16 protein-coding genes are annotated in these 14,863 nt (G+C 34.0%); 7 read left to right on the top strand and 9 right to left on the bottom strand.

The window, feature by feature from the left end; genetic code table 11:
- Positions 1-24: 24 nt before the first annotated feature.
- From ASG21_RS16615 to fabG, 3 genes are read left to right on the top strand one after another with little or no spacing between them, the layout of a single operon-like run.
- Positions 25-1,470: a hypothetical protein gene (locus ASG21_RS16615; protein ID WP_056083128.1), complete on the top strand. Its 1,446-nt coding sequence runs from the start codon at positions 25-27 to the stop codon at positions 1,468-1,470.
- 2 nt (positions 1,471-1,472) lie between these two features.
- Entirely contained in the window at positions 1,473-2,207 is a 735-nt protein-coding gene (rsmI, locus tag ASG21_RS16620) for a 16S rRNA (cytidine(1402)-2'-O)-methyltransferase (RefSeq protein WP_056083131.1), read from the top strand.
- Between the two features lie 10 nt (positions 2,208-2,217).
- Positions 2,218-2,961, top strand: a complete 744-nt coding sequence (gene fabG / locus ASG21_RS16625; RefSeq protein ID WP_056083134.1) for a 3-oxoacyl-[acyl-carrier-protein] reductase — start codon at positions 2,218-2,220, stop codon at positions 2,959-2,961.
- A 56-nt stretch (positions 2,962-3,017) separates the two neighbouring features.
- On the opposite strand, the gene ASG21_RS16630 is transcribed toward fabG, so the two are convergent.
- Both ASG21_RS16630 and ASG21_RS16635 read right to left on the bottom strand, forming a co-directional pair.
- Complete coding sequence (locus tag ASG21_RS16630) at positions 3,018-4,526, bottom strand: tetratricopeptide repeat protein (RefSeq protein ID WP_056083136.1); 1,509 nt, start codon at positions 4,524-4,526, stop codon at positions 3,018-3,020.
- 769 nt (positions 4,527-5,295) lie between these two features.
- Positions 5,296-6,336, bottom strand: coding sequence for a GMP reductase (locus tag ASG21_RS16635; protein WP_056083139.1), 1,041 nt, complete (start codon positions 6,334-6,336; stop codon positions 5,296-5,298).
- 70 nt (positions 6,337-6,406) lie between these two features.
- On the opposite strand from ASG21_RS16635, the gene ASG21_RS16640 reads away from it, so the two are divergent.
- From ASG21_RS16640 to ASG21_RS16655, 4 genes are read left to right on the top strand one after another with little or no spacing between them, the layout of a single operon-like run.
- Complete coding sequence (locus tag ASG21_RS16640; protein ID WP_056083143.1) at positions 6,407-7,171, top strand: prolipoprotein diacylglyceryl transferase family protein; 765 nt, start codon at positions 6,407-6,409, stop codon at positions 7,169-7,171.
- The gene (locus tag ASG21_RS16645) at positions 7,168-7,401 is read left to right on the top strand and encodes a hypothetical protein (RefSeq protein WP_056083147.1); all 234 of its coding nucleotides are present in this window, start codon (positions 7,168-7,170) and stop codon (positions 7,399-7,401) included. The genes ASG21_RS16640 and ASG21_RS16645 overlap by 4 nt, the downstream gene beginning before the upstream one ends.
- Before the next feature lie 9 nt (positions 7,402-7,410).
- Positions 7,411-7,617, top strand: a complete 207-nt coding sequence (locus ASG21_RS16650) for a hypothetical protein (protein WP_056083150.1) — start codon at positions 7,411-7,413, stop codon at positions 7,615-7,617.
- A 10-nt stretch (positions 7,618-7,627) separates the two neighbouring features.
- Positions 7,628-9,031 (top strand): radical SAM protein, encoded by a 1,404-nt coding sequence (locus tag ASG21_RS16655; protein ID WP_056083153.1) that lies wholly within the window; start codon positions 7,628-7,630, stop codon positions 9,029-9,031.
- A 306-nt stretch (positions 9,032-9,337) separates the two neighbouring features.
- Here the strand turns inward: ASG21_RS16655 and surE are convergent, their stop codons facing one another.
- From surE to ASG21_RS16700, 7 genes are all read right to left on the bottom strand, one after another.
- On the bottom strand, positions 9,338-10,108 hold the full coding sequence (gene surE, locus ASG21_RS16660) for a 5'/3'-nucleotidase SurE (protein ID WP_056083156.1): 771 nt from the start codon (positions 10,106-10,108) through the stop codon (positions 9,338-9,340).
- Positions 10,109-10,967: 859 nt separating this feature from the next.
- On the bottom strand, positions 10,968-11,300 hold the full coding sequence (locus ASG21_RS16675; RefSeq protein WP_056083165.1) for a hypothetical protein: 333 nt from the start codon (positions 11,298-11,300) through the stop codon (positions 10,968-10,970).
- Complete coding sequence (locus ASG21_RS16680) at positions 11,281-12,237, bottom strand: hypothetical protein (protein WP_056083168.1); 957 nt, start codon at positions 12,235-12,237, stop codon at positions 11,281-11,283. The genes ASG21_RS16675 and ASG21_RS16680 overlap by 20 nt, the downstream gene beginning before the upstream one ends.
- Before the next feature lie 19 nt (positions 12,238-12,256).
- A complete protein-coding gene (locus ASG21_RS16685; RefSeq protein ID WP_128414344.1) occupies positions 12,257-12,520 on the bottom strand; it encodes a hypothetical protein in 264 nt (87 codons plus the stop codon).
- Positions 12,521-12,703: 183 nt separating this feature from the next.
- A complete protein-coding gene (locus ASG21_RS16690) occupies positions 12,704-12,958 on the bottom strand; it encodes a hypothetical protein (protein ID WP_056083173.1) in 255 nt (84 codons plus the stop codon).
- Between the two features lie 251 nt (positions 12,959-13,209).
- Positions 13,210-14,052 carry a hypothetical protein gene (locus tag ASG21_RS16695; protein ID WP_128414345.1) on the bottom strand — a complete coding sequence of 281 codons (843 nt, stop codon included), beginning with the start codon at positions 14,050-14,052 and terminating at the stop codon, positions 13,210-13,212.
- A gap of 64 nt (positions 14,053-14,116) precedes the next feature.
- Positions 14,117-14,833, bottom strand: coding sequence for a hypothetical protein (locus tag ASG21_RS16700; RefSeq protein WP_056083179.1), 717 nt, complete (start codon positions 14,831-14,833; stop codon positions 14,117-14,119).
- Positions 14,834-14,863: the final 30 nt, after the last annotated feature.

A 14,863-nucleotide genomic window follows, 5' to 3' on the forward strand; every position in this document is an offset into this window, starting at 1 on the left:
AAGCAATTTTAATAAGAATCTACGATGCAGAACATTCAAGATTTAAAGGATAAGATTTTTTTTGAATCCAGAAATATCATCGATATTTTGGGTGGAATAAACAATGTTGACGAACTGATTTCGAAGCACAATCTGTTAGAAGATTTGGCCGAAAAAATTGCTTTTTTAAAATTGTTGGATAAAAATATCAAAAATGATAACCAGGAAACCCCTGATTTTTCAACGCAGCCGGCAGAAGATTTACTGATGCCTGATCCTGTCACGGAGGAAGAAGCGATTTTCAATAACCAGCTCAATGAAATCGGAAACGAAGCTTTCACTGAGCCTGAAACGCAGTCTGAAGTTGAGGAAGAAGAAGCCATTTTCAATAATCAGTTAAATGAAATTATTGAAAGTGATTTCCATGAAAATATTGTCAACTCAGTTGAAGAAAACGAGCCGGAAGCAGATGTAAATTTTGTTTCGGACGAAATTTCAGATCATCTACAACTCGAAGAAGAAGCTGTTTTCAACAATCAGCTGAATGAAATTGATGAGGACGAGGAAGCTGAAAATACCGATCGTGTTCTCAGTTTTGTAGATGAAGACAGGATTCTGGAAAATTCTGAGCCGGATAACGATGACGATATCAATGAAGAAATTTTTGAAGAGGAAGTTACTGAGGAAGAAGAGGTTTTTAATGATCAGTTAAATGAAATAAATGCTGAAGAAAACGAAATTTCTGAAGCTCCTAAAACGGAAAAACATACCATTCACGACATTTTTGCGACCGAACAGAATGAAGATGACATTTTGATTGAAGAGACTGAAAATGAATACGTTTCAAGCCTGAATCATGGACAGGATGAAATCATTACAGAAAGTTCAAATGTAGAATCTATTTTAAGTGAAATTAAAAGAGATGATCAGGTTTTGGAAAAAGCTGAGATTGAAGCAAAACCTGAAGAATCTGACCGCAGAAGAATTGTTGACATTGATCAACCTCAATCTGAAACGGTAAACGAAAATCTCCGTTCCGATGAAAGTTTTGAGAATATAGAAGCTTACCGTCAGGAAAAGAAAATAAAACTGGCCAACATCAGAGGACTGAAAAATATCCAGACTCTGTTTGATGACGATCCTTTGGAGAGAGAAATTCCTGAACAGAAACCTGAGCAGACTGAGGTAAAACCTGTTGTAAAAGAAGATACCGGAAGCTTGCTTAAAGCGAATATGCCGACAGATTTTATGGAAGCTGAAAAACCAAAACCTGAATTCAGACTAGATCTGAATGACAGACTTGCATTTACTAAGGTACTTTTCGGTGGAAGCCAGACAGATCTTAATAATGCCGTTTCTGTACTGAACAGATGCAAAAATATTGATGAAGCTAAAGAATATCTGAGCGAGCTATATTACGACAAAAAGTGGGAGAAAGTAGATGAATATGCCCAAAGACTTTGGGTATTGGTAGAAAATAAATTCCTTTAGTTTTGAGCGGAATACTGTATTTTGTTCCCACACCGGTCGGGAACCTTGAGGATATGACTTTCAGAGCAATCAAGACACTGAAGGACGTAGATTATATTTTGTGTGAAGATACCCGAACCTCGGGAATTTTACTGAAACATTATGAAATATCGAAACCTTTAAAATCCTATCATCTTCACAATGAGCATCAGGCCACAGAAAAAGTAATTGCAGACCTTACAAACGGTCAGAATATTGCGATTATAACCGATGCAGGAACACCGGGGATTTCAGATCCCGGATATCTTTTGGCAAAAGCAGGATCAGATCACAATATTGAAATGATTTGTTTGCCCGGTGCGACGGCTTTAATTCCAGCCCTTGTGGTGTCTGGTCTGCCGAATAATGAATTTCTGTTTGCCGGTTTTCTTCCACAGAAAAAAGGAAGACAGACCAAGTTAAAACAATTGGCAGAGGAGAAAAAAACAATTGTTCTGTACGAAAGTCCGCATAAAATCAATACGACTTTAGAACAGATAAAAGAATTTTTCGGTGAAGAGACGAGAGCAAGTTTAAGCAGAGAGATTTCGAAAAAATTTGAAGAAACTAAGCGGGGGACAATCAATGAATTAATTGAATTTTCCAAAAGCAAAACTTTAAAAGGAGAAATTGTTCTGATTGTGAATAACGCGGCCGGTACGGAGGAAGAACCCACACAGAAAACTTCCACAAATAAATACAAAAACTTAGAAAAATAATATTACTATAATGAAACTATTAGAAGGAAAAGTAGCACTAATTACCGGAGCTACAAGAGGAATCGGGAAGGGAATTGCTGAAATTTTTGCTCAGCAGGGAGCGAAAGTAGCTTTTACCTATGCCGGATCTGTAGAAAAAGCGAAAGAATTGGAAACTGCTTTAAGTTCTGTTACTCAGATTAAAGGTTATCAGTCTGATGCATCAGATTATGATGCTGCACAGAAACTGGTAGAAGATGTGATGGCGGAGTTTGGTAAAATCGACATTTTGATCAACAACGCAGGGATCACCAAAGATAATCTGCTGATGAGAATGTCTAAAGACGATTGGGACACGATTATCAAAGTAAATTTAGATTCTGTATTCAACCTTACCAAAGCGGTGATTAAACCGATGATGAAGGCTAAATCTGGCTCTATCATCAACATGACTTCTGTAGTTGGTGTGAAAGGTAACGCAGGACAGGCAAATTATGCCGCTTCTAAAGCAGGAGTTATTGGTTTCACAAAATCTATCGCTTTAGAACTGGGCTCAAGAAACATCCGTTGCAATGCCATTGCTCCAGGATTTATCGAAACTGAAATGACTGCAGCTCTTGATGAAAAAACCGTTCAGGGCTGGAGAGACGGAATTCCGTTGAAGAGAGGCGGACAGCCGGAAGATGTAGCCAATGCGTGCGTTTTCTTCGGTAGCGAAATGTCTTCTTATATTTCCGGTCAGGTTCTGAATGTTGACGGTGGAATGTTAACGTAAGAAAGATTTGATCAAAAATACAATCCCTTTTATCAACTTGGTGAAAGGGATTTTTTCTACTCAGAATCGATAAAATTCCTCAGCCAGACCGACAGATCTTTATCGGGAGAAATCCCCAGTTTTTTTCTGAAATTATACCGGTTATTTTCAATTGTTTTTACTGCCTTAAAAGTATAATCTGCAATTTCCTTTGTGTTATAACCCAAATAAATATAAGCACCGAAAGTAAGTTCAGAAACCTTAAATTTAGGATTGATTTCCAGCATTTTTATTCTGAAATGTGGATAAACTTCCTGAAATCTGATGAAAAATTCAGGACTGTTTTCTCTGGCCAGTTTCCGTACTTCTTCGTAAGCATCGCTCAGCTGCAGTTTCAAACTGTCTTTTTCCCTTTCTGTGATTACTTTTTCAGTCTGTAATTTTTTTGTAATTTCTAATACTTTCTCGTTTTTTGATTTTGATTTTTTCAGCAAATAAATAATAAAAAGAGTGATTAGGATTAATACAAAAACTATTATAAAGGTAATTTTCCGATTTTTCTTATCCTCTGCCTCGTGCAATGCTTTCTCTTCGTTCATTGCCTCATTCAGGGCAAAATCCCGTTCTTTTTTCTTTTGAGAATCAAGCTTTTTATGTGATGTGAGGTACAAATCCTGATATTTTTTTCCTTCTGTTGCGTTGCCTTGCGCTATATAAAGTTCTGAAATTTTTTTGTACAGTTCACTCTGGATGTCCGGAAAGCTGTTGTTTTCGAAGTTCTGAAGAGCGGAATTATAATATTCATGTGCTTTTTGGTAGTCATGTTGTTGAGTGAGAAGATTGCCGAGGCCAATCAGGGATTCTATTTTGCATGGATGTTTTTTACCCTCAAAAAAAGCTAAAGATTTATTGTAATAATATACCGCAGAATCAGTTTTATTTTGGGTAGAATGGTAGTTTCCAAAGCCTAAACATGAGCATCCTTTTTCGACGTATGAATCTTTAAATTTAATCTTTTTCAGGATCGAATTTTCCTTATTCAGATAAAAATACATGGAATCCTGCAGGTTAATATTATGAAAAAGGTAACTCAGATTCGAGTAAGCCGAACTCTCTGTAAGTGAATCTATGGTGTTTTTTCCGGATTTTCCTGCTAAGACTCTGAGTGCGTTTCTGTAATTTTTTGAAGACAGTGTGTACAGCTCCAAAAGCAGGTAATTTCCTCCAAGCATGGCCGAAATTCTGGCTGCCAGCGTTTTATCTTTTGACAGATAATCTTTAAATTCCTGCGCTTTTTTTACCTGATGAATGCTCTCTCTGAACTCAGCGATGTCATAGTAATATGCGGATAAATAGTAGTAACCATAAGCAATGCCTTTCTCGTACTTCATACTTTCAGACAGCGAAATAATTTCTTTTGACGTTGCCAGAAAATTTTCAGTTTTACCGTCCAGATACAGTTGATTGGTTGTATTAATCAGCTGATCAATATGATTTTGTTTTTCATTTTTTTGGGAAAATAAAAATCCGCTCCACAGAAATAGAAAAATGTAAAATATGTTATGAAAGGATTTTTTATAATCCATTTTTTAATACTGATTTTTAAATAATTAAATTAGTCAATCGCATAAACAAATTGAGTTCCAACCTTTAGATTTTACTGTCAAATAAAGATCACGTTATTAGTTTGACAGTTGATAAGGACCTGTTTTTGTCCGGATTAATTTTAATTTAGGTATAAATAATTATGCCTTATTCACTGATTGTAGTATAAAGTTAGAGATTTTTTTCGGAAAGTCTGAAATAGTTGGAAAGATGCTCGATTTTCTTTTTTAAAGAAAAGTGATCATAATTAATTATGGCTAAATATTCTAAAATGAAATTTTTTTCTGAAAATAAAAGCGTCAATGTATGGGGTGGTAATTTATTCCTGCAATTGCGGATTTAAAGAATAAATTTTTAAAGACAGAAAATCTCCAGAGTAAATTGAGAATAAGGTTCTGCAGAAAAAATAGGAGAAAAGTCAGAAGATCTTTTGAGCATGCACTTTATTTTTACAAAGAAATACAGTTTTGATAACTGTGATTTTCATCTGCAAATTCAAATTTAAAAACATGAAAAATCCGAATACTTTATTCCAAAAGAAAAAGTATCCGGAGCTTGTTGTTCTCCATCATTTGTGTATCATTCAGTTTTCACTGATTTGATGATGCAAATAGATGGATAAATATCAAAAAGGGCAAAAAATCCGGCCCTCAAGTAGCCCTCTACTTTTATAAATGCTTTACTGATGAGGGTTTGAAGATAGTATTAAAGTACATATTAACTTTATAATTAATGCTGATTTTTCAGAATTTAATCATTAAAAACCTGATTTTCCTGCTCCTGAACCCTGATAAATGTCGTCCTTTTTGACAATTCTTTGAGCGTTGAAGCGCCCACATAAGTGCATGTTGATCTCACTCCGCCCAAAATATCCTTTACGGTTTCAGATACATTTCCTTTGTATTTTATCTTCACAGTCTTGCCTTCTGAGGCACGGTATTCGGCGACACCTCCGGCGTGTTTATCCATTGCTGTTTTAGAACTCATTCCATAAAAAAGTTTGAATTTCTTACCGTCTTCTTCTATCATTTCGCCACCACTTTCTTCATGTCCGGCAAGCATTCCTCCGAGCATTACAAAATCAGCTCCGCCGCCAAAAGCTTTGGCAACGTCACCCGGAACTTTGCAGCCACCGTCTGCGATGATATGACCTTTCAAACCGTGAGCGGCATCAGAACATTCAATTATAGCGGAAAGTTGGGGATAACCAACACCGGTTTTCACTCTCGTAGTACAGACCGATCCCGGCCCGATTCCTACTTTGATGATGTCTGCACCTACCAAAAGCAGTTCTTCCACCATTTCACCAGTCACTACATTACCTGCAATAATGATTTTATCAGGAAAATCCTGTCTTGCTTTCTTTACAAACTGCACAAAGTGTTCTGAATATCCGTTGGCGACATCAATACACAGAAATTCAATCTGCGGATGCTTATCAAGAATTTTTTTAATTTTTTCCTCGTCAGCTTTCCCTGTTCCGGTACTTAATGCAATGTACTGATGAATGCTTGTATCTTGATTTTCAAGGAATTCTGACCACTCTTCGACGGTGTAATGTTTGTGTACCGCAGTGGTAATTTTGTCTTTTGCCAGCTCCACAGCCATTTCAAAAGTGCCCACCGTATCCATATTCGCAGCGATAATTGGGGTTCCTTTCCATTTTTTTTGGGTGTGAAGAAAGGTAAATTCTCTTTCCAGATCAACTTCTGAGCGGGATTTTAAGGTTGAACGCTTCGGTCTGAACATAACGTCTTTAAAACCCAGTTTTATATCATTTTCTATTCGCATTTTGGTGAAATTTATTTTTATTTAAATATTAAAATTAATAATTTACCTTAAATATACTACTTTTGGTAAGATGGATTTCCCTGTTACTTTTCAGATTTTTGGCAAAACAATTCTGGCACATCCCGTGTTTGAAACGGTAGGGATTTTTCTCGGAATGCGTTTTTATTTTTATCTGAAAAGAAAATCATCCGAAAAACTGTCTTTCAACACTTCTGCAGCGGTTTTGATCGGTGCAACTGCAGGCGCTCTGATTGGCTCAAAACTCATCGGAAATCTTGAAAATCCTCACGTTTTTTTCAGTGATTTTAATTTTAAAAGATTCTGGACCAATAACACCATCGTCGGTGGTTTGGCGTTTGGTTTGATTGGAGTGGAACTGGCAAAAAAAATCGTTGGTCATAAAGAAAGTACAGGAGATTTAATTGTTTATCCCTTAATGTTAGCCATGATCATCGGAAGAATCGGCTGTTTTCTGACAGGCGTTCATGAAGAAACCTATGGCTTACCAACAACCTCAATTTTCGGAATGCATCTCGGTGATGAATATCTGAGACATCCTGTAGCCCTGTATGAGATCGCATTTTTACTTTTTCTTTGGTTCGAACTGAAGATGATTGCCCGGAAAAACAAATATGTTTCCGGATTTCTCTTTAAAATGTTTATGCTGAGTTATTTTTCATTCAGATTTCTTTTAGATTTTATTAAACCTAAAATTGTCATCATCGGAAATCTCGGAACGATTCAACTGGTCTGTCTTTTAATGATTATTTATTATATTTATGTATTAAAAACGGAAAGAAATTTAATTAAACCTAAAAACACAGTTACATTATGAAAATGCTGACACTCCTGGAAGTTGGTGGTTTAGAAGGATTGGTTGCCATGATCATTCTGATGATTCTTGCTGTAGCTTTCGTTGTATCATTGGTCGTTGCCGTTTTTGCAAAACTTATTTACGAAAGTAAAGACGGACGAAAATTTTCTAAAAGCCAGTTTTGGACAACCGTACTTATTTCAATGCTGATTTGCGGATTGATAAGCGGAGCTGTTTGTGGAGGAATGTAAAAAATTTAAATGGAAATCATCTTTGGAATTTTGATGCTTCTTTTGATGGGAGGAGCCATCGTTTTTTTCATATCTTTTGTCATTGCAAAAATTACAAAAGTTATTTTTCATTGGAGAAAGCAAGAATTTTCTTCAAAGCAGTTTTGGCAGACTATTGCAATAGCAGCCCTTCTTATTCTGATTATAAGCGGAATGGTCTGTGGCGGAGTACTTTAAATAAAAAATTATGCCTGTAAGAAATTATACCTATTACGATTATACAATAAGCCTTTGTCCCGAATGTCTGAAAAGGGTAGGAGCGAAGATTATCATTGAAGATGAAGCGGTTTTTATGACCAAAAGATGTCCGGATCACGGCTTTTTCAAAACAATGATCGCTTCGGATGTTGATTACTATAAAAATATCAGAAACTACAACAAAGCATCAGAAATGCCTGTTCACTTCGGAACAGATGTGGAATATGGCTGCCCTTACGACTGCGGATTGTGCGTAGATCATGAGCAGCACAGCTGTCTGTCGATTGTTGAGGTTACCGACCGGTGTAATCTGACGTGTCCGACCTGTTACGCGATGTCTTCACCGCATTACGGAAGTCACCGTAGTTTGGAGCAGATCGAAGCGATGTTTGACACGATTGTCAGAAATGAAGGCGAGCCTGATGTCGTGCAGATCAGCGGTGGCGAGCCAACGATACATCCTGAATTTTTTAAAATAATGGATATCGCCAAAACGAAACCCATTAAACATTTGATGCTCAATACAAACGGAATCCGTATCGCGAATGATCCCGGTTTCGCAGAAAAGCTGGCGACTTACGCTCCGGAATTTGAAATTTATCTTCAGTTTGATTCTTTTAAGCCTGAAGTTCTGGAAGATTTCAGAGGAAAAGATCTCACGAACGTCCGAATGAAAGCTTTGGAGAAATTGAATGAGTTAAATCTTTCCACAACGCTCGTGATTGTTCTTCAGAAAGGAAAAAATATTGATGAGATTGGGAAGCTGATTGATTTTGCTTTAAAGCAGAAATGCGTCCGCGGAATTACCTTTCAGCCCGTTGAGGTTGCCGGAAGAAACCGTGAAGATTCAGCGCACGAAAAAATTACGTTAACTGAAGTCCGTCAGGAAATCTTAAATCAGTTTCCGCTGCTGAATGGAGATGATATTATTCCTGTTCCGTGTAATCCCGATTCTTTGGCCATGGGTTATATTTTAAAGCTCGAAGGTGAGACGATTCCTTTAACTCGATACATTAATCCTGCTGATCTGCTGAATAATGAAACTAAAAACACTATTGTTTACGAACAGGATCAAGGGTTACAGATGCAGCTTCTGGATATTTTCAGTACCGGTATTTCTGTGGATAAAGTTCAGCCTAAAGTAAACCAGTTATTGTGTTGTCTGCCAGAAGTTTCAGCTCCGAATTTGGATTATGATAATCTTTTCAGAATCATCATTATGAATTTTATGGATGCCCATGACTTTGATGTCCGGGCTATCAAAAAATCCTGTGTGCACATTGTGAATAAAGATTTAAAAATGATTCCGTTTGAGACGATGAATTTATTCTACCGTGATGATAAAATTAAATATCTGGAGGAATTGAGGAGAGAGGATAAAATCTTATTCTAAATCCCACAGAACAATAACTTAAAGTAAAATGTCCCACAGATTTCACAGATTTTTATATTGTGATGAATCAGAAACGACATAAGAAACTGAAGCGTTAAGAAAATTAAAATTTAATCCGTGAAGAAATTCCCACTGTTCGAAGCGCGGTAGAAATTTTGAATCGAAGAAAAAATATTCAATCGCGCAAGTTTTGAGAATTTTAGGATTAAATTTTAATTTTTAACATTCAGATTCCAAGTCTTGAATTTTTGATTCTTTTGTTTGACTACGTCGAATCTGCGATTTCAAGACAAAAGAATAATTCTTTTAATCAAACTTCATCACCTCATTCAGCGTGTTCATATATTCATAAGCCGTCATATCAAATTTTACGGGGACAATCGAGATGTATCCGTTAGCCAAAGCGGTTTCGTCAGCATCTTCAGACTCATCCATATTGTTGAAATAACCTGTTAACCAATAATATTTTTTACCGTGCGGATTGATTCTTTCGTCAAAACTTTCTTCCCATTTTGCATTGGCCTGCTTACAAATTTTCACACCTTTGATCTCTTCTTTCGAAAGTTTAGGGATATTCACATTTAACACAACACCTTTAGGCATTGGGTTTTCTAAAGTTTTTCTTACAATATTCTGAATATATTCCTTTGCCTGCGTAAAATCTGCTTCCCAACTGAAGTCTAAAAGTGAAAATCCAATCGATGGAAGTCCTTCCACACCGCCTTCCACAGCTGCAGACATCGTTCCTGAATAAATTACATTAATTGAAGAATTCGCACCGTGATTAATTCCTGAAACCACAATATCCGGTCTTCTCGGAAGAATTTTATCCAAAGCCATCTTCACACAGTCAACGGGAGTACCGCTGCACGAATAATCTTTTTGAGGCCCTTCAAGCTGTACTTCTTCGAAACTTAAAGTCGAGTTGATGGTAATGGCGTGACCTTTTCCACTTTGGGGAGAGTTGGGAGCTACCACGATCACTTCCCCGATTTCGTTCATAAATTCTACAAGATTTCTGATACCGGGAGCCGTAATTCCATCATCATTGGTTACCAGAATAAGTGGTTTTTCCATATATTATTTTTAATTTGAACAAATTTACTAAAATGGAAATTGATTTTTGAGAGGGTGGGGTGAAGGTTTTGTTAAAATTATTGAGATACTTTTTAGTTATTGAGAATATAATTGTAAGTTGTTAAACATTAAAAAAAATTTTAATCTAATAATTTGATTATCTTTTTTTCTACAAACAAACCAATCCATCATTAATCAATGAACTCACTTTTTTTATAGTTAATTTTTATCATTACATTTAATACAACTGGAAATGTAAATGTAACGATCCAAATAATTGTATTTATGGGTAAAATTTTTAGGATATGATTTAGGTAAAAAAATACAAAACAATATATAATGCAAAAAATAGAAAAGAGTCTTTTTACTTGACTTTCAGAATACCGACCGTAATGATCTCTGATGTTTTCATGAAACAAAATATTGTCTTGATCTTCTTTCGATGGTATGAACAGAAATAATAAAAAAAAGTTTTGAATTAAGTAAATACTACTCATCCCAAAAAGAAAATATTGAATAACAATCTTAAATGAATCAGAAAAACCATTCTGATCATCAAAACTAATATAATCCATCAAACCTATAAAATCATCTACACTTATTACAAATACTATAATTGTACTCCAAATACTTAAAATTAAACGGTTTAATTTAGAAAGTTTTACCAAAAACAATCCATTAATGACAGAAAATAAGGATACTAATAAAGTAACTATTGTTATTATTGATGAGTACCAGGTTTCAAAATTTAGCAATTGCTTACTTAATAACCAATATATAATAGAAACCGAAAGCAGTAAGGTTACCCCTTCGGTGAGTCTAGGGATTATTATTTTTTTATGGGAAGCAACTAAAATTATTAAATAGACAAAACATAAAACATACGGTAATCGCTTAATTCTTTCTTCAAATGATAAGCATCATTTCCCTGATCAGGAAAGAAAACTATTAAACTTATAAAATAGGCATATAATAAAACGTAAAAGATTGATTTACTTTTATTTGAAATTCTAAAACTTTCAAATAAAATTCCACAAAAAAGAATAGCCAAATAAGTAGGTATAATTTCTATCTTTTGAGTATATGCAGTAATAGAGATCATGATTGTAGCAATTAAACATATAATTCCTACGATTTTGATTCCGGTATTTAAAAGCTGCTTCAAAATTGTTTTATTTTCTAATAATTTCAAATTGGGATGAGCCTTTAGGCTTATGTACTAAGATTCCCCATCCGCTAACTCTTCCTTTTTCACTTTTACTTAATAATGCTGACCAATTTTTATATTGTCCGGATGCTATTTTTAATGTTGCTAATCTTCCGTTGGCAAACAGCTCCAATGTATAATTTTCTAATGGAAGCATATCTCCTTTTGCTCTTAATATATTTTTTTTTCTTTCTTGTGAGTTATAATACTCTAAATCTTCTCCATAAGTAGCAACAATTACTTCCTGATCTTTTTTTAATCCCAATTGTAGATACTCGTCAACCTTTCCCTCATTTAATAAAAGTCTTTGTTCCTCAAAGAATGCTACAACTTCTTTTTTCAACTCGTCTTGATTTACCTTTGATAAATCTTCACTTTCACTCCATCCTTTTAACTTATAGGGTAAGTCTTTTATTTCTAAATCCCATTCCTGTTCCCAAAAAGGGACTTTTTTTGGTGGCGTTATAATATTCAAAGCACTACTTCCATAATCTATTTCATTGGTATACCCTAAAGGAGCTTCAGGGTCCTTGTTAAGCGAGACAAAGTAAATGTGCCATCTCGAATCTTTATTAAATATAATATCTTTAGGATCCAACAAACCATCCTGACTGTCAGACAATGGCAGATATCTAATTTTTAGTTTATGTGTTCCATTGTTTAAAAGATAAGTGTTTAAATCTGTACTACGATTCATATTATTTTCATAAAAACGATCTATCAATATATCATCGAGATAAAGTTCATATGGTGTTTTGGCATTCACATGCACGGCATAAGTTATGTGTTTATTTTTCTCAATTTGGGTTTTATTTTGAATGATTAATTTATTATCGTTAGATTTATTTGAGCAACTATAACTAGCTATCGTCAACAAAAATAATACTGTGCAGGTTAATATATTTATTGTATTATTCATCATCTGAATATTTTATTCTGGATCATGCCAAATCTTTTATTACTATTTGGGAAGGAAAATTTTGTGTATATTGATTAAAGCACGGCAGATCATTAACTAATAACTCAACTTGACAATTACTAGCTTGTAATTCAGCTATATAAAAAGGATTCTTATACATTTTATTGATTAATATTTTGTCACTTATTTGATTGGATTCAATTAAAATGTTGTCATAAGGATATGAATAAAAATTTAAACGAATTCTGTCTTGTTCTCTTTTATCTTTAAATTCAATTGTTTCCAAATTTATATACATGTTACTTGATTTAAATAAGTAGTTTTTATGATACATGAAAGTATTCTTGTCTGAGATATCCTCTTCTAATATTTCTTTATCAGTTAAATCAATCTTTTTAAATGATTCACTTAGATTTTTTATAATATCAGATGTTTTATTTTCATCGGCTTCAACTCGAGAAAAATAAATTTATTTTTTATTAATCCAAAATTGCCTGTAATCAAAAATAATATTTACATCCCCAATATTGAGTGAAATATTTTCTGGATTATTAATATTGTATAAGGTTGCCTTATCATTAATATTACCTGTTACATATTTTACATTTGAAAATAAAACATCTTTACTTTCATTAAATGACAGTCTATCCAAATAAAATTTCTGATCTTTTTTACCCAGTGCCTTAGGGTTTTCTTTTTCTTGGGATTTACAACTTATTATCAATAAAAAGCATAGTGTTAATAAAAGTATCTTTCATTTCTATTATTTTTTACCTTCTTTAATATAAATGTTTTCTAAAGGGGGTTAGGATTATAAATGATTAATTTAGCAAATTTGAAAAATGTTTTTTTTATTTACTGAAAACCATTTATTTATAGATAAATTCATAAAAACATATAAGATTGCATATAGCTAAAAAGCAAGAAATTATTTCTTGCTAATATTTAAAGAGGTTCACATTTTTACTTATGAAACTACCAAGCTTTTAATTCTGTACTACCTTCGGGCATATATAGAAATAAAGGATCTCCGCCTTCCATAATTTTACCAGTAGAATTTTCTCCATTCATAAATAGCGATGGATTATGATTCTTTTGCCAAAGTGCTACAATTTTATTATTGGCATAAAACTGTACAATATAATTTTCTATAGGTAAAAATTTTATGTTTTTTAAATTTGATTCAACAATACCAAATCTATTAGACTTCTGACCGTTTTTAATATCTTCAGCCGATGTGTAAGTAGTATTATAGACCAGAGCAGAAGAATGTATTGAGAGTTTATTATAAGCGATAATATCAGAATTTTCACAAATTTCTCTGACTTCGTTATATTTTTTTACAACTTTTTCTTCAATACCTTTTATTTTACTCAGATCCATTGCAGTATTAAGTTCTTCACTATAATCGAAAGGAACATGTGCCTCAAAATCTATGTTTTGTTCATAATATGGTAGTTTTTTTGCCTCTAATCCTTGAGGTAGTATAAATTCAGCAATTTTAACATACTCCTTTAATGAGCTGTTTTTAGAAGGAGCGTTAAAAATATTTATCTGCACATGTGCATACTTGGTAAGGTATTGATCCCCATCTTTAGGATAAATTTTCACTTTTAATCTTTGTTTTCCACTTCTTGTTATCATTACATTTAGGGGAATCATTATACTCTCGCCATTATTTTCTACTAACCTATAATCTACGTTGTTTTCCATTTCAACTACCAGTTTACATCCTTGTTTATTCATTTGTAAAGAGTACATAGGGGTAGTAGGATACTGATGAATTAAGCTAATTATTTCTTCCGTAATTTTTTCCATCTTTTGATCTTTATCTTGTCCTTTGCATGATGAAATCAACATCATCATTAAGAGACAAATTATACTATTTCTTATCATTGTTTGCTTTTATTATATAAAATTTATCTTTTAAAAGATCTGGCTCAGGTTTTATTAATTCATATGGTTTATCTTCAAATCCAACTCCCATCTTCCATACACTGGCTTTTGCTGTTACTATAACAACCATTCCACCAAAACCAATTGATGGTTCAATATAAACACCTTCTGTAGTAGAACCTTGTTTACCAGAAATTATTAATGACGTTTCCCCTTTAGCAGAAGCCTCAAAACCAATATTCATATTATCTACGGTTTTATTTCCAAAGCTCAATTTCGGCACTTCTGCAGATGCTCTAACTCCGAGTTCAGCACCGATGCCTACTGTTGTAGCAATATTCAAAGGCTCTGCTCCCACAATAGCACCAAATAAAAAAGTGTAACTTATATCTATCTGTCCAAACGCATATAAATTAAACCAAATGTCTACACCAACTGCTTTTGTAGCAGTTCTAATTGCCATAATAATGGGCTTTGCTGGAGGAATAAATTCGGCACAAGCAATTAAATCTAATTTTCCCGTACCTTTTATTAATGGTGTTAGAGCAACAGCAAGTTTACCTTGGGCTTCCACAGTTCTTTTTGAGGGTTCAAATCCAAATTTCCAACCCCCGTCAATTGAAATTGTGGGATAATCTAATTGAAATGTAATTGGACTTTTTCCTAAAAACCCTGGAAGTCTATCTGCAATTTCTCCTGCCATTCCATTACGAGCACTTGTAACACCTGTAAT

It is taken from the genome of Chryseobacterium sp. Leaf394 (genome assembly GCF_001424105.1).
Lineage (GTDB): Bacteria > Bacteroidota > Bacteroidia > Flavobacteriales > Weeksellaceae > Chryseobacterium.